This window comes from Pseudonocardia sp. Cha107L01, from assembly GCF_052566575.1.
The window spans coordinates 4,644,227-4,665,308 of sequence record NZ_CP199579.1 but is presented as its reverse complement, the minus strand read 5'-3'; the positions used below and the strand labels follow the sequence as shown (position 1 = coordinate 4,665,308).

The following is a 21,082-nucleotide window of genomic DNA, read 5'->3' as shown; positions in this document are numbered from 1 at the left end:
GGCGGCCGGTGATGTCTGACGCGACGCTGTCCACCGTGCGCAATGCCGCCCGGCTACTCAAGGCCTTCCTGACCAGGGAGGAAGAGCTCGGCGTCGCCGAGTTGTCCCGGCGGCTCGGGCTCGGCAAGAGCAGCGTGCACCGGCTGCTGACCACGCTGCTCGGCGAGGGTCTGGTCGAGCAGGACGCCCGTACCGGCCGGTACCGGCTGGGCATCGTGATGTTCGAGCTCGGCGAGGCGGTCCGGCTGCACATGGACCTGCACGGCGCCGCCGCCACCGTGCTGCTGCAGCTGCGCGAGGAGACCGGGGAGAGCGTGCAGCTGGGCGTGGCCCACGGCGACGACGTGATCTACGTCGAGCGGCTGGACAGCGCGCACACGCTGCGGCTGCTGGGCGAACCGGGGCGCCGGGCACCGCTGTACTGCACCAGCTCGGGCAAGGTGCTGCTGGCCTTCCGGAGCGACCCGGAGCGGGCCGACTACCTGGCCCGGGTCCGCCTGACACCGCTGACCCGGCACACCATCACCGACCCGGTGCAGCTGCGCGGCGAACTGAAAACGGTCCGCGCCAGGGGCTGGGCCGAGGCGATCAACGAGCGGCAGGTCGGGACGGCCTCGCTCGCCGCACCGGTCCGGGACCTCAACGGGAGCGTGGTCGCCGCGCTCAGCGTGAACGCCTCGGTCAGCCGGTTTCGAGGGGTGCCGAGGCGCCGCCTGGCCCAAACTGTCACCGAAGCCGCCGCGGCTGTCTCGCGCCGGCTGGGTTGGGCCCCCGAACACGCCCACCGTAAGGAGAGCTGACCGATGCCCGTGACCGACGCGCCCGGAAAGGCCCGCGCGCTGTACGAAGCCCGGCGAACCAGGGTGCCGATCCCACCGTTCACCGACGCCGACCCCACCCTGGGCATGGCCGACGGCTACGCGATCCAGCGCGAGCTGGTGCCGCTGCTGCTGGCCGACGGCGACCGGATCATCGGCTACAAGGTCGGCCTGACCTCCAAGCCGATGCAGCGCATGATCGGGGTCGACTCGCCGGACTACGGCCCGGTGCTCGCGTCCACGGTGTACGGCGACGGCGACGCGATCCCGCTGGACCGCTTCATCGCGCCGAAGATCGAGGCCGAGATCGTGTTCGTGCTCGGGTCCCGGCTCGCCGGCCCGGGGGTCACCCCGATCGAGGCGCGGCAGGCCATCGCCGGTGCGGCGGCCGCGATGGAGATCGTGGACTCGCGGATCGAGGACTGGCGGATCAAGCTCGCGGACACCGTCGCCGACCTGGCCTCCAACGGCGCGGTCGCGACGGCCAGCCGGCTGGTACCGCTCGAGGGCCTGGACACCCGGCTGATCGGGATGACGCTCACCCGCAACGGCGAGCTGATCGACACCGGGGCCGGCGCGGCCGCGCTGGGCGACCCGGTGGCCGTGGTGGCCTGGCTGGCGAACGTGCTCGGCGAGAACGGCGTGGCGCTCGAACCCGGGCACCTGGTGATGACCGGGGCGCTGCACTCGGCGGTGCCGATGAACTCGGGTGACGTGTTCCGCGCCGAGTTCGACCGGTTGGGTCCGGTCACCGTCCGGGTGGTCGGGGGCAGCGGTACCACGAGTGCGGCGGCGGAGGGGTCCTGATGGCGAACGTGACCGAACTGGCGGCCCGGCTGAGCAAGGCGGTCGCCGACCGCACCGCGATCGACCAGCTCTCCGACGAGGCACCGGACCTGGACCTGGCCACCGGCTACGCGGTACAGCGCGCGCTGCGGGAGCAGGCCGGCCCGCTGTCCGGCTGGAAGCTCGGGGTGACCTCGCGGGCCAAGCAGGCCCAGGTCGGGGTGAGCGCCCCGATCTACGGCTTCCTGGCCGCCGGCAACGCCCTCGATCTCGGCGCCCCGCTGAACACCGGCGAGCTGATCCAGCCGCGCGCCGAACCGGAGATCGTGTTCACCCTGGGCAGCGACCTTGCCGGCCCGCACGTCACCGCCACCGATGTGCTCCGCGCGACCGCCGGGGTGGCCGTCGGCGTGGAGATCCTGGACTCCCGGTATCGGGACTACCGGTTCACCATGGCCGACGTGGTCGCCGACAACACCTCCGCCGGGCGCTACCTGATCGGCGCCCCGGTGCCCCCGGCCGGGATCGACCTGCGCCTGGTCGGCGTGGTGCTGGAGCGCAACGGCGAGGTGGTGGCCACCGCGTCCGGCTCCGCGACGCTGGGGCACCCGGCCGCCGCGGTGGCCTGGCTGGTCCGGGCCCTGGCCGCCGAGGGCGAGGGGCTGCGCGCCGGCGAGGTGGTGCTGTCCGGCGGGCTGACCGCCGCGGTGCCGGTCGCGCCCGGTGACGTGGTGGTCGCCTCGGTGGACCGCCTCGGCACCGTCGAGCTGAGCTGCCGCTGAGTTGCTAGACGGGTGCGGAGTCGGCGGAGGGTGCGATCGTGACGGTCGCGCCCTCCGTGCTCCACACCGTGAGCTCCTCCTCCGGCGCGTTCTCGTCGGTGACCAGCACGTCGAAGTCCCTGGCGTGCGCGACCACGAACGGGGCGGTGCGGCCGAACTTGGTGTGGTCGGCGAGCAGCACGTGCCGCGCCGACGCCTCGAGCATCGAGCGCTTGATGCTGCCCGAGCGCCGCACCGGGTGGTAGAGCGCGCCGGCGGTGACCGCCGGCGCGGAACAGAAGAAGTAGTCCGCGTGGATGCCCCTGAGCCCCTGGTGCACGTCGTGGCCGAACACCGCGTCGAAGTCCGCCGAGTACTCACCGCCGAGGAGCAGGACCTCGATGCCCTCGGCGCCGCCGATGACCCTGGCCACCTCGAGGAAGTTGGTGATCACGGTCAGCGGGGCGCGGTCGGCGAGCTTCGCCGCCAGCGGTAGGCAGGACGTGGAGTCGTCCAGCAGGATCGTCGAGCCGGAGCCGACCAGCTCGATGGCTGCCGCCGCGATCGCCTCCTTCTCCGCCACCATGCTGCGCCGGCGGAACTGGATGGCGAACTCGGCGTGCATCGAGTGCAGCGCGCTGGCCCGGCCGCGCAGCTTGCGCAGCAGGCTCCGCCCGGCGAGCTCGTCGAGGTCGCGGTGCACGGTCATCAGGCTGACGCCGAGCTCGTCGGCCAGGTCGGCGATGGACACCTCGCCCGCCGCGCCGACACGCTCCATGATGCGTTCGCGGCGCGCGGCGACAACCGCGTCCGGTGGGCGCGCGCGCCCCATGCTGTCTCCTTGCGCTGACGGGAAAGCCACGGCTGGACCGGCTGACCCGGGGCTAGTCCGCCCAGGGGGTCACGACGGCCTTGATCACGTGGTCGTCCTTGGCCGCGCCGGTCAGCGCGCCCGTCACGTCGTCGAGCCCGTGGTGGCCGGTCACCAGCCGGTTGAGGTCGACGGCACCCGAGCTGGTCAGCGCGATCGCGGACGGCCAGGTGTTGGCGTAGCGGAAGGTGCCGGTCAGCCGCAGCTCGCGGGTCTGGATGTCGGACACCGGCAGCGGCAGCGCACCGCCGCCCATGCCGACCAGCACCACGTGCCCGCCCCGGGTGACACTGCGGATGCCGGCCACCGTGGCGCCGGCGTTGCCCGAGCACTCCAGCAGCACGTCGGGCTCGAAGCCGGAGTCCTCCAGGCTGTCCCGGCCGACGTCGATGATGCCGGTCGCGCCGAGGTCGGCGGCCAGCGCGAGCCGGTAGGCGTTGACGTCGGTGACCACCACCTCGGCGGCGCCGAACGCCCTGGCCACCTCGGCGGCCATCAGCCCGATCGGCCCGGCACCGGTGACCAACACCCGGGACCCGGCGGTGACCTCGCCCTTGCGGCAGGCCCAGATGCCCACCGACAGCGGCTCCAGCAGCGCGGCGGCGTCGTCGTCGATGGTGTCCGGGACCGGGTAGGCGAACTCCTCCAGGATCGTGACGTACTCGCAGAACGCCCCGTCCACCGGCGGCGTGGCGAAGAACTGGACGTTCGGGCACAGGTTGTAGCGGCCGGCCCGGCACTGCTCGCAGGTCAGGTCGGGCACCCCGGGCTCCAGCGAGACCCGCTTGCCGAGCAGGCCGTGGGTGGTGTCCGAACCGACGGCGACGACCTCGCCGGACGCCTCGTGGCCCAGCACCAGGGGGGCGTTCACCACGAAGTCGCCGATCCGGCCGTGCTCGAAGTAGTGCACGTCCGATCCGCAGACCCCCACCGAGCTGACCCGCACGAGCACCTCGCGCGGCCCGGGCACCGGCATCGGGCGCTCCTCGGTCACCACGTCCCGCACGTTGCGCAGCACGGCCGCGCGCATCGAGTCCGTCATTCGCCGGTCACCGCCCCCAGGGTCAGGCCGGTGACCAGCCACCGGCGTACGGCCAGTCCGGCCAGCATCATCGGAACCACCACGAACACCCCGATCGCACAGAGCTGACCCCAGTCGATACCGGTCTGGGTGACCAGTTGGCTAGCCGCCATCGGAAGGGTCTGCGAGCTCGGCCCGCTGAACACCAGCGCGAACGCGTAGTCGTTCCAGGCGAACACCAGGCACAGGACGAACGTGGTGACCAGGCCCGAACGGGTCAGCGGCAGCACCACGTGCCAGTAGGCCTGCCAGCGGCTGCACCCGGCGACCAGCGCGGACTCCTCCAGCGAGGGCGGCAGGTCGGCGAAGAACGCGCTCATCAGCCAGATCGCGAACGGCAGGTCGAAGGTCAGGTACGCCAGGATCAGCCCCGGGATGGAGTCGATCAGGCCGAGTCCCCGGAAGATCATGAACAGCGGCAGCACGACCGCCGCGATCGGTGCCATCCGGGTCGAGATGATCCAGAAGGACAGGTGCTTCTTGCCCCGCATCCGGGTGTGCGCGAGACCGTAGCCGGCGAGCGCGCCGAGTACGACCGCGAGGATCGCCGAGAAGCCGGCGGCGAGCACGCTGTGCACCAGGTACGGGGTCAGGTTGTTGGCGCCGGTGAACAGGCCGACGTAGTTGTCCTGGGTCGGGGTGAAGAACAGCGTCGGGGTCGGCGCGGTGACGTCGGTCTTCGACTTGAACGAGGACAGCAGCATCCACACCAGCGGGACCAGCGTCCACAGCAGCCCGACGGCCAGGATGACCTTGTTCGCGGTGCGGGAGCGGGGCGTGCCCCGGTCCAGTGGGGTGGCCGCCGCCAGCGCGGGCGAGTGCCGGGGAGCCTCGGTGCCGGGCACGGCGGTCTCGGGTGCCGTCGAGGGTGTCATCGGGCCAGCCCCTTCTGGTCGAGCAACCGGACGAACGCCCTGGCGATGACGATCGACACCACCAGCATGAGCAACCCGATCGCGGCGGCGTAGCCGAGGTCGAAGAAGCGGAACGCGACCTCGTACAGCCGCACCGGGACGATCTTCGTCGCGTCCGCCGGGCCACCGTTCGTGGTGACCCAGATGATGTCGAAGTAGCGGATCGCGTCCATCGAGCGGATCAGCAGCGCCACGAGCAGCACGCTGGAGATGGACGGCAGCACCACGTACCGCAGCAGCTGCCAGCCGCTGGTGCCGTCCAGTGCGGCCGCCTCGCGGATCGCCAGCGGCACCGAGGAAAGCCCGGCCAGCGCGATCATCGTGATCAGCGGTGTCCACTCCCAGACGTCCATCAGCACCACCGCGGCGAAGGCGGTGCCCTGCGAGCCCAGCACGTCGGTCTCGATGCCGAGGTGGCGCAGCACCCAGGCGTACAGGCCGAACGTGGAGTCGGTGAGGAAGCGCCCGAGCAGCCCGACGAACACCGGTGCGACGAACATCGGCAGCAGCAGCAGGCTCAGCACCGTGTTGCGACCGCGCAGCAGCCGCCACAGGCACAGCGCGAACACCACGCCGAGCAGCATCTCGATGCCCACCGTGAGCACGAAGTAGACGAGCGAGCGCACCCAGGCCAGCCCGATGTCGGGATCGGTGAACACCCGCACCCAGTTGGTCAGCCCGGCGAAGTCGAACCGGACCCCGCCCAGCAGGTGCACCCGGGACAGGCTCATCGCCACGATGAACACGAACGGCAGCAGCGACAGCGGTGCGAGCAGCAGGATGCCCGGCGCCAACAACCGGCCCTCGAACCTCAGCCAGCGGCGCCGGGGTGGTGCGGTGTCGGCGGACGCGGGCCGCACCGGCGCGGTCGTGGTCATGACGAGGCCACCCATCCCCGGGAGACGATCCGGTTGATCTGGTCGGTGGTGGCGCGCATCGCCTCGTCCGGGCGGGAGTCACCGACGAGCATCCGGGACAGCTGGGTGAAGATCGCCGTGTCGCACTCGTTCCACATCGGGATCTTGGGGCGCAGCCCGATGTTCTCCGGTCGCCAGGCCTTGCTCACCGCCGGCGCGGTGAGGATGTTCGGCATCGACGAGGGCCGGTGCTCGGCCGCGGCGACCTCGGGCAGCTGGTACACCGAGGTGCGGGTGGGGGTGCCGCCGCCGGCCTTGCTCTTGAGGTTGGCCAGCTCGATCTCCGGCGAGGTCGCCCACACCGCGAACAGCCAGGCGGCACGGCGCTCGTCGTCGGTGGTGCTGGCGCTGATGCCCAGCCCGGTGCCGCCGTACATGTTCGCCGAGCGCACCGGCCCCCGGGGCATCGGCGCGTAGTCGACCTTGCCGGGCAGCTTCGACTCGTTGGTCGCCGCGTACTCGTGCCAGTTGGGGCACATGGCCACCTGCCCGGCGGCGAAGGCGTTGCCGAGGCCGTCCCAGTCCCAGGTGAGCGAACCGGGGTGGGCGATGGACAGCAGCTTCGAGTAGAAGTTCGCCGCCTCGATCGCGGCGGGGCTGTCCAGGCGGCACGGGCCCGGGTCGACCGTGCCGAGGCCACCCACCTGCCCGCCGTTGTCGAAGTAGTCGCCGCCGTGGGCCCACAGCACGTTCGAGAAGTCGTTCATCAGCGAGTCGTGCTGCTTGGCCTGGTGCCCGGTGCCGTAGGGCACGTCGTCGCGGGCGTTGTCGTTGAACCAGCGGGCGATCGCGTAGTACTGGTCCCAGGTGCTCGTGTCGCCGGGCATCGGGTCGAAGCCGAGGTCGTGCGCCATCCGGTCGTGGTACTTCTCGAACAGGTCGCGGCGGTACTGCCAGATCAGCGTCGGGCAGTCGTAGGGCAGCGCGAAGATCGTGTCCGGCGAGACGAACTTGCCGGCCGCCTCCAGGTGGGTGGGGATGAAGTCGCCCACCCCGAGCGGGACCTGGGGCAGCGACCGGTCGGCCATCAGCTCCCGCAGGTCCACCAGCCCCTTCGAGTACGGGGCGAGCACCTGGTAGGGGTCGGCGTAGATCGCCTGGTAGGTGGAGTGGCCGGAGGCGAGGTCCAGGGCCACCTTCTGGACGAGCGCGGACAGCTCCAGGGTGACGATGTTGAGGTTGATGCCGGTCAGCTCGGTGAACGGCGTCACGTTCGCGGCGATCGCGGCGGTCGGCGCGGTGTTCTCCGAGATGAAGTTCAGCGTCGATCCGGCGTACTGCCGCCACATTCCGGCGTCGAGGTGCCGCGACACGCCGGACCCGGATCCGCCGCAACCACTGAGCAGACCGGTGGCGGCCAGTGCCGCGGCACCGCCCAACGCGCCACCCAGGAAACCCCGCCGGCTGACACCGCTCGCGGCTCGGGGAGTGATCATCGGCCCTCCAGGGAGCATTCGCTGGTCACGGCCCTGAATGTCTAACACCAACCCCCGGATCAATCAATAATTGTGAGGAATTCATGGGTGACTTACCATCTGACATCACAGTCACGCTCGCGTCGGCTAGGGCCCGGCCCTCCACCATGCGGGCGTGGCTGTTCCACTGTCCCGGGAGACCCCCGAGGGGAACGCCATGGCAACCGTCACCTTCGCCCACGCGACCCGCGTCTACCCGGGGGTCGAGCGCCCAGCGGTGGACTCGCTGGACCTGCAGATCGCCGACGGCGAGTTCCTGGTGCTGGTGGGCCCGTCCGGGTGCGGCAAGTCCACCTCGCTGCGGATGCTGGCCGGCCTGGAGGACGTCACCCGGGGCACCGTGCACATCGGCGACCGGGACGTCAGCAACCTCCCGCCGAAGGACCGGGACATCGCGATGGTGTTCCAGAACTACGCGCTCTACCCACACATGACGGTCGCGGAGAACATGGGCTTCGCACTCAAGATCGCCAAGTGGTCCGCGCCGGACATCCGCCAGCGGGTCGAAGAGGCGGCCCAACTGCTCGACCTGGTGCCCTACCTCGACCGCAAGCCCAAGGCACTCTCCGGCGGCCAGCGCCAGCGGGTCGCGATGGGCAGGGCGATCGTGCGTGAGCCCCAGGTGTTCCTGATGGACGAACCGCTGTCCAACCTCGACGCGAAGCTGCGCACCTCCACGCGGTCGCAGATCGCCGCGCTGCAGCGCCGGCTCGGGGTGACCACCGTCTACGTCACCCACGACCAGGTCGAGGCCATGACCATGGGCGACCGGGTCGCGGTGCTCAAGGACGGTCAGCTGCAGCAGTGCGACACCCCGTCCGTGCTCTACCAGCGCCCCGCGAACGCCTTCGTGGCCGGCTTCATCGGATCGCCGGCGATGAACATCCGGGAGTTCCCGGTCATCGACGACGCGGTGGCGATCGGCGGGTACCGCACCCCGTTGTCGCGCGCCGAGCTCGGCGCATTGCGGGCCGCCGGCGCGACGAGCGCCCTGGTCGGGTTCCGGCCGGAGGCGCTGGAGCTGGTCGGCGACGGCAACAGCAACGGGTCCGGCTTCGAGGTCGCGGTCCGGCTGGTCGAGGACCTCGGGTCGGACGCCTACCTGTACGGCACCATCCCCGGGATCGAGCACACCGACGACGAGTTCGATGTCGTCGCACGGATCACCGGCGGCCAGGCACCCCGCGCGGGCGACACCGTGCGGCTGCGGGTCAAGCCCGGCGGCCACCACCTGTTCGTGCCGGCGACCGGGGAGCGGATCGGGCCCTGAGCGTCGGCCCGAACCTGAACTGCCGAAAACTACCGAAACACTCCCTATAAATCCGTTACCGAGGGAAGTTTAGGGAGTGTTACGGTCGTTGGTATGGCACAGGAGCTGCTCACCGCCGACGAGGTGGCCGACCGGCTGGGCCTGCACGTGCGGACGGTGCGCAACTACGTCCGGGACGGCCGGCTGACCGCCGTCCGGATCGGCAAGCAGTACCGCATCGCCAGGGCGGACCTGGAGGCGTTCACCGGCCGGCCGGTCGAACCCGCCGCGCGGGACTCGGCCGGCCGACACCGCCACGTGGAGGCGTCCAGCATCGTGGACGCCGACGCGGTCGATCCCGACACGGCCAGCCGCGTGAGCACGCTGCTCACCGGCGCCACCGCGCACCGCCGCGAGGGTGACGAGCGGCTGCGCATCGAGACGATCTACGACGAGCGGCGCGCCCACTTGAAGATCGTCGTACTGGGCAGCCTGGCCACCAGCGCGCACATCTTCAGCCTGATCAACGCCGTCCTCGAGGAGCCGGACAGATGAGCGAGATATACCGGTCCGAGGCCGGGGCCCAGCTGCTGCGGGAGCACTACCTGCGTGCGCTGACGCACTGGCCGGTCGACCACGAGCAGCACCGCGTGCCGACGCCGGAGGGCGAGACGTTCGTGCTCAGCTGCGGCCCCGCCGACGCCGACCCGCTGGTGCTGCTGCACGGCTCCGGCGCCAACTCGACGCAGTGGATGAGCCGGGTCGCCGAGCTCGCCGCCCGGTTCCGGGTCTACGCGATCGACATCATCGGCGAGCCCGGGCTCAGCGCGCCGGCCCGGCCGCCGCTGGACTCCGACCGCTACGCGGGCTGGCTGGACGCCGTGCTGGACGCCCTGGGGCTGGGCCGGGTACCAATCATGGCGGTCTCCCTCGGCGGCTGGGTGGCGCTGGACTACGCCACCCGCCGGCCCGACCGGGTCGAGCGGCTGGCGCTGTCCTGCCCGGCGGGGGTCAGCCGGCAGCGCAAGGGTTTCCTGGTCAAGGCCTTGCTGCTGAACCTGCTGGGCCGGTGGGGCCGGCTCAGGGGCGTGCGGCTGGTCCTCGGCCCCGGGTTGGCGTCCCTCGCCCCGGCGGAGACGGCCATGGTGCTGGACCAGGTGCTGCTCGTGGCGCGCAACTACCGCTACCGCTCCGGCGACCTGCCGGTGTTCGACGACGCGGCGCTGCGCCGGCTCACCATGCCGGTGCACGTGCTCGCCGGCGAGCTGGACGTCATGCTCGACTCCCGGGAGACCAAGCGGCGGCTCGAGGCGGTTGCGCCGCGTGCGACCGTGCGCCTGCTGCCTGGCGTCGGCCACTTCGTGCCCCCGCGGCCGGCCGTCGAGCACGCCTTCCTGACCAGCTGACGAGGTCGGTTCAGTCGGTCGGGGCGGCCGCCGGCTCCCGGCGCTCCAGGCCCACGACGACCCACTTCGAGGTGGGCGTGTTGCTGTCCAGCGCGGTGGAGTCCAGCGGGATCAGCGGGTTCGTCTCCGGGTAGTAGGCGGCGACGCAGCCCTTCGGCGTCGAGTACTCGACCAGCCGGAAGGCGTCCGCGCGGCGCTTCACACCGTCGGTCCACTCGCTCACCAGGTCCACCATGTCGCCGTCGGCGAAGCCGAGCTCGCGCAGGTCGGCGGCCGAGATGAAGACCACCCGCCGGCCGGAGTGGATGCCCCGGTAGCGGTCGTTGAGCCCGTAGATCGTGGTGTTGAACTGGTCGTGGCTGCGCAGCGACTGCAGTACCAGCCGCCCCTCCGGCACGGTCAGCACGGACAGCGGGCTGACCGTGAACACCGCCTTGCCCTCGGGGGTGGGGAACGTGCGCGAGTCGCGCGGCGGGTGCGCCAAGGTGAACCCGCCGCGCTCGCGGATCGTCTCCGCGTAGCCCTCGCAGCCCGGCACCACCCGGCCGATGCGCTGCCGGATCTGGTCGTAGTCGGCGGCGAACTCGCGCCACGGGATGTCGAAGCGGGTACCGAGCGTGGCCGAGGCGATGCCGCACAGGATGTCGACCTCGGAGCGCAGCAGCTCACCGGCCGGCTCGGAGCGGCCCCGGGAGGCGTGCACCGCCGACATCGAGTCCTCAACGGTGACCCGTTGCACCAGGCCGCCGGTCAGGTCCTTCTCGGTGCGCCCCAGGGTGGGCAGGATCAGCGCGGTCTCGCCGTGGGTCAGGTGCGAGCGGTTCAGCTTGGTGGAGATCTGCACCGTCAGCTCGGCCGAGCGCAGCGCCGCCTCGGTCACCGCGGTGTCCGACATCGCCGCGGCGAAGTTCCCGCCCAGCCCGACGAACACCCGGGCCTGGCCGTCCCGCAGCGCCCGGACCGCGTTCACCGCGTCGAACCCGTGCTTGCGCGGCGGCTCGAACCCGAACTCGTCGCGCAGCGCGTCCAGGAACGAGTCCGGGGACTGCTCCCAGATACCCATCGTGCGGTCGCCCTGCACGTTGGAGTGCCCGCGCACCGGGCACAGGCCGGCGCCCGGTTTGCCGATCATGCCCTGCAGCAGCGCGACGTTGACGATCTCCTTGATGGTGGCCACCGCGTTGCGGTGCTGGGTGATGCCCATCGCCCAGCAGTGCACGGTCTTGCGCGACGCCAGGAACATCGCGGCGGCGGCCTCGACCTCGTCGCGCGCCAGCCCGGTGGCGTCGCGCACCTCGTCCCAGTCCAGCTCGCCGATGTGCTTGCGGTAGGCCTCGAAGCCCACCGTGTTCGCCTCGATGAACTCGCTGTCCAGCACGGTGCCCGGGGCGGCGTCCTCCGCTTCGATCAGCAGGTGTCCGATCGCCTGCCACAGCGCCAGGTCACCGTTGGACCGGATCTGCAGGAACAGATCGGCCAGCGCGGTGCCCTTGACCATGCCGCGCGGCGTCTGCGGGTTGTCGAACTTGAGCAGGCCGGCCTCGCGCAGCGGGTTGACCGCCAGGATCTTCGCGCCGCGCTGCTTGGCGAGCTCGAGCGCGGAGAGCATCCGGGGGTGGTTGGTGCCCGGGTTCTGCCCGGAGACCACGATCAGGTCAGCCTCCTGCACGTCGCGCAGGGAGACCGAGCCCTTGCCGATGCCGATGGTCTCGGACAGCCCGACCCCGGTGGACTCGTGGCACATGTTGGAGCAGTCGGGCAGGTTGTTGGTGCCGTAGGCACGGGCGAACAGCTGGTAGACGAACGCGGCCTCGTTGGACGCCCGCCCCGAGGTGTAGAACAGCGCCTCGTCGGGGCTGATCAGGCCGTTCAGGTGGTGCCCGATCAGCGCGAACGCGTCGGCCAACTCGATGGGCTCGTAGTGCGTGCCACCCGGGCGGCGGACCATCGGGTGGGTCAGCCGGCCCTGCTTCTCCAGCCAGTGCTCGGTCTGGCCCTCCAGCTCGGCGATCGAGTGCGCGGCGAAGAACTCCGGCCCGACCCGGTCCCTGGTGCCCTCCCAGGCCACGGCCTTGGCGCCGTTCTCGCAGAACTCGGCCTTGTGCCGGTGGTTCTGGTCCGGGTCCGGCCAGGCGCAGCTCATGCAGTCGAAACCGTCGACCTGGTTCAGCCGCGTCAGGTTCCGCGCGGAGCCGGCCACACCCATCTGCTTGACCGCCATGGTCAGGCTGACCCGCACGGCGGTCAGCCCGGCGGCGTGTGTCTTGGGCTCGCTGACCCGCAGGTCCGCCTCTTCCGCATCGATCGGCGGGTCGACCCTGGGCGTGGACAAACTGACCTCCTGGCTACGGGACCGCAAGTTCGGCACCGATGCCGAGACGTCCTTCCACCTCGAATTTAGTCGCGCTACACGATCGGGGAGGGGACCGGCCCCCCTCAGTTAGGTGGCCCTCAGCACAGGGTGTCTCAGACCGTGAGCACGATCTTGCCGGTGGTCCTGCCGGCCTCCCCCAGCCGGTGCGCGGCGTCGGCCCGCTCCAGTGGGAACGTCTCGGCCAGCACCGGGCGCAGCCGCCGGGCGCTGACCAGTGCGGCGATCTGCTCGAGGCCGTACCCGTCCGGCTCGACCACCATGCCGGTGGCCCGCAGGCCCCTGGCCGATGCCTCGGCCACCGCGGCGGCGGCGGTGCGGGACGGTAGGGAGATCAGCAGTCCGCCGGGGCGCAGCACGTCCAGCGAGCGGGTCGCCACCTCACCGCCGAGCAGGTCGAGCACCAGGTCCACCGGCTCGACGACCTTCTCGAAGTCGGTACCCCGGTAGTTGATCGCCTCGTCCAGCCCGAGCTCGCCGAGCATGCGGTGCTTCGCCGAGCTGGCCGTGCCGATCACGTACGCGCCGAGGCTCCTCGCGATCTGCACCGCCAGGTGGCCGACTCCCCCGGCGGCGGCGTGGATCAGCACCCGCTGCCCCTCGACCAGCCGCGCGACGTCCACCAGGGCCTGCCAGGCGGTCAGCCCGGCCAGCGGCAGTGCGGCGGCGGCGAGCGGGTCCAGCTCCGGTGGCAGCGCGGCGAACTGGCGGGACGGGCCGGTGACGTACTCGGCGTAACCGGCGGCCTGGCGCGGGAACCACGGCATGCCGAACACCAGGTCACCGACCGCGAACCGGGTCACCCCCGGCCCGATCGCGTCCACCACGCCGGCCACGTCCCAGCCGAGCACCACCGGCAGGTCGCCGAGCGCGGCCGCCATGCCCTGCCCGGCGCGGGTCTTCCAGTCCACCGGGTTCACCCCGGCGGCGGCCACCCGGACCCGTATCTCGGTGGGCAGCGGCACCGGTACCGGGCGCTGGACCACCGAGAGCACCTCGGGGTCGCCGAATCGGTCCAGGCTGACCGCCCGCATGAAGTCCATACCCCGCTGTCTATCGGATCAACGCGACACGGTTCGCACCGGCACGCCGCCTGCCAGGCCGGGACGCCCGGTCGGGAGACAATCGATACGACCAGGCGCCCCAACCGGACTGGTCAGCCTCACGCGCCACATTTCCGGATCTTTGAGCTGAACCTGACACATGCCGTACCGCGGAAGTACTACGTTGCGAAGCAAACGCCCCGGGGCCGACCGTTGATCTCGTCGACCCCGGATGTGTCCACTGGAGGACCGTGACCGAGCACCACGACGGGCGGAGCGGATTCGGCATCCGGCTCCGTCAGTTGCGCGAGGAAGCCGAGCTGTCCGGCAAGGAGTTGGCCGAGCGGCTGGGCTGGCCCGCGTCCAAGGTGTCCCGACTGGAGAACGGCCGACAGACCGCGTCCGCCGACGACGTCCGCGCCTGGGCCACCGCGCTCAGCGCACCCACCGAACTGCGCGACGAGCTGGTCTCGGACCTGCGCAGCCTGCGCGTGGAGTACGCGACCTGGCGGCGCCAGTACCGCTCAGGGCTCGCCCCCCGGCAGCGGGCCGGCGTGGTGCTGGAGGACTCCATCACCCGGTTGCGGGCGGTGGAGACCGCGATCGTGCCCGGGCTGCTGCAGACCGCCGAGTACGCCCGGCACGTCTTCCAGGGCCTGTCCGAGCTCTACCGCAGCCCCAACGACGTGGAGGACGCGGTGCGCTCCCGGATGCGCCGCCAGGAGGCGCTCTACCAGCCCGAACGCCAGTTCAAGTTCCTGGTCACCGAGGCGGCCCTGCGCGCGCGGCTGTGCCCGCCGCCGGTGCTGCGCGCCCAGCTGGACCGGCTGCTGGCGCTGTCCGGGATGGAGAACGTCGAGTTGTCGGTGCTCCCCGCCACCGCGCAGCTGCTCAAGGCAACCAGCCACGGCTTCTGGATCTTCGACGACTCCCTGGTGCTGATCGAGACGATCAACGCTGAGCTGGCCATCCGGGACCGCGAGGACATCGCGCTCTACGCGCGACTGTTCGACACCTACTGGGACGCGGCCAGCCACGGCCAGCGCGCGTTCGACTTCATCGCCACGCTCGCGCTGGAGCTGGGCGACTCAGTCGCCAACTGATCAGTCGCCAACCCAGCCCAGTTCTCCGCCGGCCGTGCCCGGCGCCCCGCCGCCGAGCTCCCGCTCCCACCGCAGGTACCGGTCGGTCTCCACCAGGAACGAGCCCCCCAGCCAGAGCGCGACAACAGCATCGTCGCCGAGGCCGAACACGTTGAACAGCAGCTCGGGCACGAGGTCGACCGGCGAGACCAGGTAGGCCAGGCCGACCACAAAAAGCGCCAGGCGGCCCCGACTCAGCTCCCGGTACCGCCCGGCCATCGACGCGCCGGCCAGCCGCGGCAGCGCCCTGGCCCGCTCACCGAGGCCGGGCGCACCCGGCTTGCGGCCCTGCGCGACCGCGCGCCAGAGCGCTCGGAACGCGGACATCCGCCGCGGGTTCAACATTGCCGCCACACCAGCCCCAACGCCCGGGCAATGCCGGAGGTTCCGGGCCGCGTTCCGGGGTTGGTCCCGGGCCGGCAGGGTCGGGCCGGGCCTGCCAGGGCGCGGCGGGGTCGAGTCGGGTCAGGCCGGGTCAGGCTGGGCTGGGCTGGGCTGTGGCGTGGCTGGGGACCGGCGTGGCCGGCAGAGCCGGGCAGCGGCGTGGCCGGCAGAGCCGGGCAGCGGCGTGGCCGGCAGAGCCGGGCAGCGGCGTGGCCGGCAGAGCCGGGCAGCGGCGTGGCCGGGCAGCGGCGTGGCCGGCAGAGCCGGGCAGCGGCGTGGCCGGCAGAGCCGGGCAGCGGCGTGGCCGGCAGAGCCGGGCAGCGGCGTGGCTGCCTTAGGCGGACCAAGCAACTCGCGGTCGCATCTCGCCGGCCCGCAACCGACGCCGAACCGAACACCAGACTGGTTCGATCACGGGGTCGACCAGCTTGGTGTTCACCTCGGCGCGGGTCGCCGACCTCGACCGACGGCCGACGAACGCGTGCCAGGATCGGGTGGTCGCGCAGCTCATGAGCCGTACCCCGCCGGCGCGCGGCGCGGGGTCGAGCGCGGGAGTCTGGGGCACCGGAGCCGGCACTGTCGTATGCGAGCCCGAAGATCAAAGTAACTTGAGTCCGGTTCTCGCTTGCCAAAACCGGCCTGAAGTTACTCTCATGGGACGGAACGAGCCGTTCCGCGGCGAGCCGCCCACAGTTGACCTGACCACGACCTCAAATCCGACGCCGAGCCGAAGACCGGACTGGTTCGACGGGTCGACCAGCGTGGTGTTCAACTCGGCGCGGGTCGCCGACCTCGTCCGACAGCCGACGGCCCGCGGCCGACAGCCACCGGCGCGTCGCCCGGCCCGTCCGACTCCCGACCGCCGACGGCCGACGGCCAACGCGCCCGTCTCGTCCGGCGACGGCCCCGCGCGCCCGTCTCGTCCGGCCACGACCCCGCGCGCCCGTCTCGTCCGGCCAGGACCCCGCGCGCCCGGCCCATCCGACAGCCGGCGGCCAACGCACCCGTCGCGTCCGCCGACGACCCCGCGCGCCGGGCTCGTCCGGACGTCGGCCCTGGGCGCCGAAGTCGGTGGACCGGAACTCCCCCGGCGCTCAGTAGCCGTACCCGCCGCCGCTGTCGCTCGACTCCGGGTCCGGCGCGGGGGCCGGGTGGGGGGCCGGCGCCGGAACCGCGGCCGGACCCGACCCCGAATCCGACCCCCCCGCGCCGGCCGACCCCGACGGGTCGGACGACCCCACCGACTGGGACGACCGCTTCGCCGACTTGCCGGCGACCACCGCCGGCTTGCCGAGCGGCCCGACCGCGTGCCAGCTGCCGCCGACGCCCTCGCCACTGGTCTGGCCCGGAGTGGTGTCGCCGGTGTAGCGGTAGAGCGGCCAGCCGGCCAGGGTGAGCTGTCGGGTGCCGTCGGCCCGGACCGTGATACCGACCAGGGCCGGCTCGATGCCGGTGAGCTTCGGCGCGCCGTCCACGGCCAGCACCGGCGGCCAGGTCGTCGCGCACTGCCCGGCGCAGTTCGACTTGGCCGGCTTCGCGGTGTCCTTGTCGAACCGGTAGAGCGTCGCGCCGGAACTGGTCACCACCTCGCCGATCGGGGCGAGGCTCGCGGTCAGCTCGATCGGTGCGGGCGCGGCGGCCGCCGGCAGCGGGGCGACGGGCTCGGGCGCTCCGCGCAGGACGTCGTAGCCGCCCAGGGCGACCAGCGCCAACGCCGCGCCCACCAGCAGGGGCATGGGCCTGAACATGGCTCTCTCCTCGGTCATCCCGCGCCGGCTGGGGATACGGCGCGTCCCACCTCACACGGGGTCGACTGACAGCCGGTTCAGTCCGCCACCCGATCGGCCGCGGGAATTTCTTGCCAACCGACACGTTACGATATATCGTGACTGCAGCGATGACAGTCGCAACATGACGAGAGATATCCAGGAGGTATCACCATGACTAGCATTAACGCAGCCTGGGACCCACGCTTCACCGCGCTCCGAGGTGCCATGCGGCACCGCGGCCGGATGGCGGCATTCGCCCAGCGGGGTCCGGGCGACGACGATGCACTCGGCGGTCCGGGCTTTGAACGCCCACGTGGGCCTGGCAGGCCCGGCCGCCGACGGGGCCCACGTGGCTTCGACGGCCCGGGCTTCGGGCCCGACTTCCCGCCGGGGTTCGGACCTGAGTTCGGGCCCGGCCCGCGCGGCCGAGGCCGCCGGGGCGGGCGCCGGTCCAGGGGCGACATCCGGCTCGCCGTACTGGCGCTGCTCGCCGAGCAGCCCAGACACGGCTACGAGATCATCCAGGAGATCAACGAGCGCACCCAGGGCTCATGGCGCCCCAGCCCCGGCTCGGTCTACCCGACGCTACAACAGCTGGCGGACGAGGGCCTGGTGCTCATCGAGGACTCCGACGGCCGGCGCACGGTTGCGCTGACCGAGGCCGGCACCAGCTACGTCGAGGAACACCGCGACGAGCTGACCAAGGTCTGGGAGGCGGTGGTCGGTGACGAGGTCAGTATCGCCGTCGCCAACCTGCGCACCCAGTACGGCCAGTTGCACGCCGCCGTGGCACAGATCATGTCGGCGGGCACCGATGAGCAGCGGGAGACCGCCGCCACCGCGCTGGCCGACGCCCGCAAGGCCATCTACCGGCTCCTCGCCGAGGACTGAGCTCGGGCGGCAACCCACGGCACACATCGTGACGGCACCGCACACAGGTCCAAACCTGTGTGCGGCGGCCGCGCGGTGTGTGCCGTTCCTCGTTTTCAGCTCGGGAAGCAGCGCCCGAACGCGACCAGCAGCCGGGGCGGACCGCTCAGTCGGATCCGACGCAGCAGCAGCGCCGCGACCAGCGAGCGCTCGCCGGCCAGGAAGCCGAACCAGCTCCGCGTATCGGCCCGGACCCGCAGGTCGGCGACGCCGTGGTGGCCCTCCTCGATGGTCAGCTCGCCGTCCCGGATGACCACGGTGAGCGTCCGGTCCTCGGCGCCGGTGAAGGTGAAGTGGTACGTCGCGGCCAGCCCCCGGGACACCTCGCGCTGGAAGATCAGCGGCAGCCCGACCATGAACGCGTCCACCGTGCGGGCCCGCAGACCGTTGCCCACCCGCTTGGTCCGCTTCGCCGGGAAACGGTGCCTGACGTGGGCCTCGGCGTCCGAGTTCGCCACCACGTAGACCGTCTCCGCCTTGTTCTGCAGCGGCTTGACCACCTCGGCGAGGTGCGTCTTGCGGCTGTCCAGGAACGGCCCGAGCACGTCCTCGCCGGCCGGGCAGACGGACACGCAGTAGGCCGCCTTGTAGTTCGGCCCGAACGACAGGCTCTGCCACACCGACGCGGTCTCCGGTTCGGTCACCCTGGCCCGGTAGTCCGCCGCGCTGTCGGACTCCACGACCTGCTCCACCCAGTCGCCGAAGCCGCCGAGGAACTCCCGATAGTTGTGCGTGTAGCAGGCGGAGAAGTCGAACCGGCCGTCCGGGTTGATCGCCCCGGTCGGGCAGGCCGCCACGCAGAGCTTGCACTCCAGGCACGGGTTGTAGTCCAGCGGCCGGGAGTACTCGCTGACCGGGGTGTCCAGCACGACCGTGCCGAGCAGGATGAAGTTGCCGAACTTCGGGTGGATGACGTTGCGGTGGATGCCGATCCGCCCGAGGCCGGCCTCCACCGCGATCGGCTTGTGCGCGACCACCCAGATCCGCTCGCTGGGAAACCGGTCCATCTCCATCGGGAAGCCGACCGAACCGTTGAACGCGCGCACCCCGATCGACTCCAGCTCCCCGACCACCCGCCGGGCCACCTCGTTGGTGTCGTGGTTGGTCAGGTGGAACTCCAGGTTGCTCGCCGAACGCGCCGGGCTGCGCACCGCCTCCCGGTTCATCGTGCACACGAAACTGATCAGCGCCCGGGGCCGGCGGAAGGCCGCCTCCAGATGCGGCCGCTCCTCGGCCAGCTCGGGGCGCTCCACCTCCACGAAGCCCACGTCGTCGGCGCCGGCGCGGCGGCACACCTGGGCCAGCCAGTCGGCGTCCAGCACGGCCGGCGGGACCCGCGTCTGCCCGGCGGCCGCGCGGCGGCGGACCTCGATCACATTGGGGTGCCTGTCGAGCTTGGCCATGGACGGCGTCCTCCGATCAGCTCGCAGTGCATTGCATCACGAAACTGAACCGTAGAGCACTTCAGTCCTGTGAAGCAACTAACTCTGCTAGCGTCACCGGCGGAAAGGGGACGCTGTGCTGGGCCGAACCTATGACGACCAGGTCTGCTCGCTCGCGCGGGCGCTCGAGGTGGTCGGCGAGCGCTGGTCGCTGCTCATCGTGCGCGACGCGCTGCTCGGGCTGCGCCGCTTCGAGGAGTTCTCCGACAGCCTCGGGCTGGCCCGCAACGTGCTCACCGACCGGTTGGGCCGCCTGGTCGAGGCAGGTGTCCTGGAGCGGGAGCGCTACCAGCGCCGCCCGGACCGCTACGAGTACCGGCTCACCGACCGAGGCCGGGCGCTGTCGGTACCGGTGCTGGCGCTCATGCAGTGGGGCGACACGCACCTGGCCGGGCCGGCCGGGCCACCCCGGCTGGCCGAGCACACCGGGTGCGGCGGCGCGGTGGTGATCGGCGCGACCTGCCGGCACTGCGGCCAGCCCGTGCACCCGCACCCCACCGACCAGCGGATCCAGCTCGTCCCCGGCCCCGGCGCCACCTGCCCCTGACCGACAGCGGCCCGCCCGGAATCCGTGATCATCAGGACCTGAGGGCTGTTTCCGCGGCCCGAAACAGCCGTGAGGTCCTGATGATCACGGGGAAGGCCCTCGACCAGCAGCGGGCCGGCGGAGGTCAGCTGAGGCCGGCGGTCGCGGTACCCGGTACGAAGCCGGGGTCGACCTGGTCGCTCAGGTCGCGGCCGACGGACTGGTTGGCCCAGGCGCGGGCGTTGCGCAGGTGGAACTCCACGGTGTCGCGGTGGTAGGCGCCCCAGTCCCGCTCAGTGGCGTCCAGTGCGGCGAGGACCTCGCCCAGCGCGGACCGGTTCGCCGGCTCGAGTGTGTCCAGCGGCCTGGGGGTGCCGCGCTCGGCGGCCCGCACCCACGCCGAGTGCTCGAGTGTGGTCAGCAGAGCCGGCCCGACCTGGTCGCCGAGGTAGTCCGCGTCTGTCTGGTCCGCCACCTTGTTGCCGACCACCCGCAGTGCCACCCGGTGTGCGGCCGCGTTCGCCAGGTACTGCCGGTAGACCCCGATCCCCCGCTGGGTCGGCTCGCTGACCAGCACGGTCAGGTCGAAGCGGGTGAACAGCCCGGAGGCGAACGCGTCCGCGCCGGCCGTCATGTCGACCACCACGTACTCGCCGGGACCGTCGAGGAGATGGTTCAGGTAGAGCTCCACCGCGCCGGTCTTGGCGTGGTAGCAGGAGACCCCGATATCCTCGGAGTCGAACTCACCGGTGACCATCAGTCGGATGCCCGAATGGCCGCCGGGGCAGCGCACCGCGTACCGGTCCAGCACCTCGTCGTCCTCGGACAGCTCGAGCAGCCGGGAGCCGCGACCCGGCGGCGTCGTCTTGATCATCTCCGCGGCCGAGGGGATCCTCGGGTTGGTGCCGCGCAGGTGGTCCTTCAGCCAGCCGAGGTCGGCACCGAGCGGTCGCGGCGCGGTCGCCTGGTCCAGCCCCAGTGCCGCCGACAGGTGCTGGTTGATGTCGGCATCGATGGCCAGCACCGGCCGGTCGAGTTCGGCGAGGTACCGGGTGAACAGAGCGGCGAGCGTGGTCTTGCCGCTACCTCCCTTGCCCACAAACGCAATGCGCACTGCCGCGTCAGCCCTTCTCCCGAATACCGCGATCGGCCCTGCGATCGACTCAGGAGAACATGGTAGTCATTCTCACTAAGGGG

General features: G+C 71.7%; 20 protein-coding genes. 9 read left to right on the top strand and 11 right to left on the bottom strand.

The window, feature by feature from the left end:
- Positions 1-11 precede the first annotated feature (11 nt).
- Genes ACTXG6_RS21980 through ACTXG6_RS21970 form a run of 3 tightly spaced genes read left to right on the top strand, consistent with a single transcriptional unit; the run spans position 12 to position 2,386 of the window.
- Complete coding sequence (locus ACTXG6_RS21980; RefSeq protein ID WP_445189680.1) at positions 12-800, top strand: IclR family transcriptional regulator; 789 nt, start codon at positions 12-14, stop codon at positions 798-800.
- Between the two features lie 3 nt (positions 801-803).
- On the top strand, positions 804-1,625 hold the full coding sequence (locus tag ACTXG6_RS21975; protein ID WP_445189679.1) for a 2-keto-4-pentenoate hydratase: 822 nt from the start codon (positions 804-806) through the stop codon (positions 1,623-1,625).
- A complete protein-coding gene (locus ACTXG6_RS21970; RefSeq protein WP_445189678.1) occupies positions 1,625-2,386 on the top strand; it encodes a 2-keto-4-pentenoate hydratase in 762 nt (253 codons plus the stop codon). The genes ACTXG6_RS21975 and ACTXG6_RS21970 overlap by 1 nt, the downstream gene beginning before the upstream one ends.
- A 4-nt stretch (positions 2,387-2,390) precedes the next feature.
- Here the strand turns inward: ACTXG6_RS21970 and ACTXG6_RS21965 are convergent, their stop codons facing one another.
- Genes ACTXG6_RS21965 through ACTXG6_RS21945 form a run of 5 tightly spaced genes read right to left on the bottom strand, consistent with a single transcriptional unit; the run spans position 2,391 to position 7,584 of the window.
- Positions 2,391-3,197, bottom strand: coding sequence for a DeoR/GlpR family DNA-binding transcription regulator (locus ACTXG6_RS21965; protein ID WP_445189677.1), 807 nt, complete (start codon positions 3,195-3,197; stop codon positions 2,391-2,393).
- A gap of 52 nt (positions 3,198-3,249) precedes the next feature.
- Complete coding sequence (locus tag ACTXG6_RS21960) at positions 3,250-4,278, bottom strand: NAD(P)-dependent alcohol dehydrogenase (protein ID WP_445189676.1); 1,029 nt, start codon at positions 4,276-4,278, stop codon at positions 3,250-3,252.
- Positions 4,275-5,192, bottom strand: a complete 918-nt coding sequence (locus ACTXG6_RS21955) for a carbohydrate ABC transporter permease (protein ID WP_445189675.1) — start codon at positions 5,190-5,192, stop codon at positions 4,275-4,277. Before ACTXG6_RS21955 ends, ACTXG6_RS21960 begins: the two co-directional genes overlap by 4 nt.
- A complete protein-coding gene (locus ACTXG6_RS21950; protein WP_445189674.1) occupies positions 5,189-6,109 on the bottom strand; it encodes a carbohydrate ABC transporter permease in 921 nt (306 codons plus the stop codon). The genes ACTXG6_RS21955 and ACTXG6_RS21950 overlap by 4 nt, the downstream gene beginning before the upstream one ends.
- The gene (locus ACTXG6_RS21945; protein ID WP_445189673.1) at positions 6,106-7,584 is read right to left on the bottom strand and encodes an extracellular solute-binding protein; all 1,479 of its coding nucleotides are present in this window, start codon (positions 7,582-7,584) and stop codon (positions 6,106-6,108) included. Before ACTXG6_RS21945 ends, ACTXG6_RS21950 begins: the two co-directional genes overlap by 4 nt.
- A 196-nt stretch (positions 7,585-7,780) precedes the next feature.
- Between ACTXG6_RS21945 and ACTXG6_RS21940 the strand changes: the two genes are divergently transcribed.
- The 3 genes from ACTXG6_RS21940 to ACTXG6_RS21930 all read left to right on the top strand — a co-directional run bounded on the left by ACTXG6_RS21940 (position 7,781) and on the right by ACTXG6_RS21930 (position 10,278).
- Positions 7,781-8,893 (top strand): ABC transporter ATP-binding protein, encoded by a 1,113-nt coding sequence (locus tag ACTXG6_RS21940; protein WP_445189672.1) that lies wholly within the window; start codon positions 7,781-7,783, stop codon positions 8,891-8,893.
- A 93-nt stretch (positions 8,894-8,986) separates the two neighbouring features.
- Positions 8,987-9,427, top strand: coding sequence for a helix-turn-helix domain-containing protein (locus ACTXG6_RS21935; protein ID WP_445189671.1), 441 nt, complete (start codon positions 8,987-8,989; stop codon positions 9,425-9,427).
- On the top strand, positions 9,424-10,278 hold the full coding sequence (locus tag ACTXG6_RS21930) for an alpha/beta fold hydrolase (RefSeq protein ID WP_445189670.1): 855 nt from the start codon (positions 9,424-9,426) through the stop codon (positions 10,276-10,278). The genes ACTXG6_RS21935 and ACTXG6_RS21930 overlap by 4 nt, the downstream gene beginning before the upstream one ends.
- Before the next feature lie 10 nt (positions 10,279-10,288).
- Here ACTXG6_RS21930 and ACTXG6_RS21925 read toward each other — a convergent pair whose 3' ends face one another.
- On the bottom strand, positions 10,289-12,610 hold the full coding sequence (locus tag ACTXG6_RS21925) for an FdhF/YdeP family oxidoreductase (protein ID WP_445189669.1): 2,322 nt from the start codon (positions 12,608-12,610) through the stop codon (positions 10,289-10,291).
- A 134-nt stretch (positions 12,611-12,744) separates the two neighbouring features.
- Positions 12,745-13,692 (bottom strand): NADP-dependent oxidoreductase, encoded by a 948-nt coding sequence (locus ACTXG6_RS21920; RefSeq protein WP_445189668.1) that lies wholly within the window; start codon positions 13,690-13,692, stop codon positions 12,745-12,747.
- A gap of 251 nt (positions 13,693-13,943) precedes the next feature.
- Here ACTXG6_RS21920 and ACTXG6_RS21915 point away from each other — a divergent pair, with 251 nt between their 5' ends.
- Positions 13,944-14,795, top strand: a complete 852-nt coding sequence (locus ACTXG6_RS21915; RefSeq protein WP_445189667.1) for a helix-turn-helix domain-containing protein — start codon at positions 13,944-13,946, stop codon at positions 14,793-14,795.
- Here ACTXG6_RS21915 and ACTXG6_RS21910 read toward each other — a convergent pair whose 3' ends face one another.
- A complete protein-coding gene (locus ACTXG6_RS21910) occupies positions 14,796-15,179 on the bottom strand; it encodes a YkvA family protein (protein ID WP_445189666.1) in 384 nt (127 codons plus the stop codon).
- 1,133 nt (positions 15,180-16,312) lie between these two features.
- Positions 16,313-16,966, bottom strand: coding sequence for a hypothetical protein (locus ACTXG6_RS21905; RefSeq protein WP_445189665.1), 654 nt, complete (start codon positions 16,964-16,966; stop codon positions 16,313-16,315).
- A 192-nt stretch (positions 16,967-17,158) separates the two neighbouring features.
- Here ACTXG6_RS21905 and ACTXG6_RS21900 point away from each other — a divergent pair, with 192 nt between their 5' ends.
- A complete protein-coding gene (locus ACTXG6_RS21900) occupies positions 17,159-17,878 on the top strand; it encodes a PadR family transcriptional regulator (RefSeq protein WP_445189664.1) in 720 nt (239 codons plus the stop codon).
- Positions 17,879-17,973: 95 nt separating this feature from the next.
- Here ACTXG6_RS21900 and ACTXG6_RS21895 read toward each other — a convergent pair whose 3' ends face one another.
- A complete protein-coding gene (locus ACTXG6_RS21895) occupies positions 17,974-19,320 on the bottom strand; it encodes a 4Fe-4S binding protein (RefSeq protein ID WP_445189663.1) in 1,347 nt (448 codons plus the stop codon).
- 115 nt (positions 19,321-19,435) lie between these two features.
- On the opposite strand from ACTXG6_RS21895, the gene ACTXG6_RS21890 reads away from it, so the two are divergent.
- Complete coding sequence (locus ACTXG6_RS21890; protein ID WP_445189662.1) at positions 19,436-19,906, top strand: winged helix-turn-helix transcriptional regulator; 471 nt, start codon at positions 19,436-19,438, stop codon at positions 19,904-19,906.
- 124 nt (positions 19,907-20,030) lie between these two features.
- Here the strand turns inward: ACTXG6_RS21890 and ACTXG6_RS21885 are convergent, their stop codons facing one another.
- Positions 20,031-20,999 carry an ATP-binding protein gene (locus ACTXG6_RS21885; RefSeq protein WP_445189661.1) on the bottom strand — a complete coding sequence of 323 codons (969 nt, stop codon included), beginning with the start codon at positions 20,997-20,999 and terminating at the stop codon, positions 20,031-20,033.
- Between the last annotated feature and the right edge of the window lie 83 nt (positions 21,000-21,082).

Coding starts and splice junctions, on each gene's coding strand:
- ACTXG6_RS21905 (WP_445189665.1), bottom strand. CDS start 16,966: ATGTTCAGGCCCATGCCCCTGCTGGTGGGCGCGGCGTTGGCGCTGGTC.
- ACTXG6_RS21960 (WP_445189676.1), bottom strand. CDS start 4,278: ATGACGGACTCGATGCGCGCGGCCGTGCTGCGCAACGTGCGGGACGTG.
- ACTXG6_RS21920 (WP_445189668.1), bottom strand. CDS start 13,692: ATGGACTTCATGCGGGCGGTCAGCCTGGACCGATTCGGCGACCCCGAG.
- ACTXG6_RS21930 (WP_445189670.1), top strand. CDS start 9,424: ATGAGCGAGATATACCGGTCCGAGGCCGGGGCCCAGCTGCTGCGGGAG.
- ACTXG6_RS21980 (WP_445189680.1), top strand. CDS start 12: ATGTCTGACGCGACGCTGTCCACCGTGCGCAATGCCGCCCGGCTACTC.
- ACTXG6_RS21945 (WP_445189673.1), bottom strand. CDS start 7,584: ATGATCACTCCCCGAGCCGCGAGCGGTGTCAGCCGGCGGGGTTTCCTG.
- ACTXG6_RS21955 (WP_445189675.1), bottom strand. CDS start 5,192: ATGACACCCTCGACGGCACCCGAGACCGCCGTGCCCGGCACCGAGGCT.
- ACTXG6_RS21910 (WP_445189666.1), bottom strand. CDS start 15,179: ATGTTGAACCCGCGGCGGATGTCCGCGTTCCGAGCGCTCTGGCGCGCG.
- ACTXG6_RS21975 (WP_445189679.1), top strand. CDS start 804: ATGCCCGTGACCGACGCGCCCGGAAAGGCCCGCGCGCTGTACGAAGCC.
- ACTXG6_RS21900 (WP_445189664.1), top strand. CDS start 17,159: ATGACTAGCATTAACGCAGCCTGGGACCCACGCTTCACCGCGCTCCGA.
- ACTXG6_RS21935 (WP_445189671.1), top strand. CDS start 8,987: ATGGCACAGGAGCTGCTCACCGCCGACGAGGTGGCCGACCGGCTGGGC.
- ACTXG6_RS21950 (WP_445189674.1), bottom strand. CDS start 6,109: ATGACCACGACCGCGCCGGTGCGGCCCGCGTCCGCCGACACCGCACCA.
- ACTXG6_RS21965 (WP_445189677.1), bottom strand. CDS start 3,197: ATGGGGCGCGCGCGCCCACCGGACGCGGTTGTCGCCGCGCGCCGCGAA.
- ACTXG6_RS21895 (WP_445189663.1), bottom strand. CDS start 19,320: ATGGCCAAGCTCGACAGGCACCCCAATGTGATCGAGGTCCGCCGCCGC.
- ACTXG6_RS21970 (WP_445189678.1), top strand. CDS start 1,625: ATGGCGAACGTGACCGAACTGGCGGCCCGGCTGAGCAAGGCGGTCGCC.
- ACTXG6_RS21940 (WP_445189672.1), top strand. CDS start 7,781: ATGGCAACCGTCACCTTCGCCCACGCGACCCGCGTCTACCCGGGGGTC.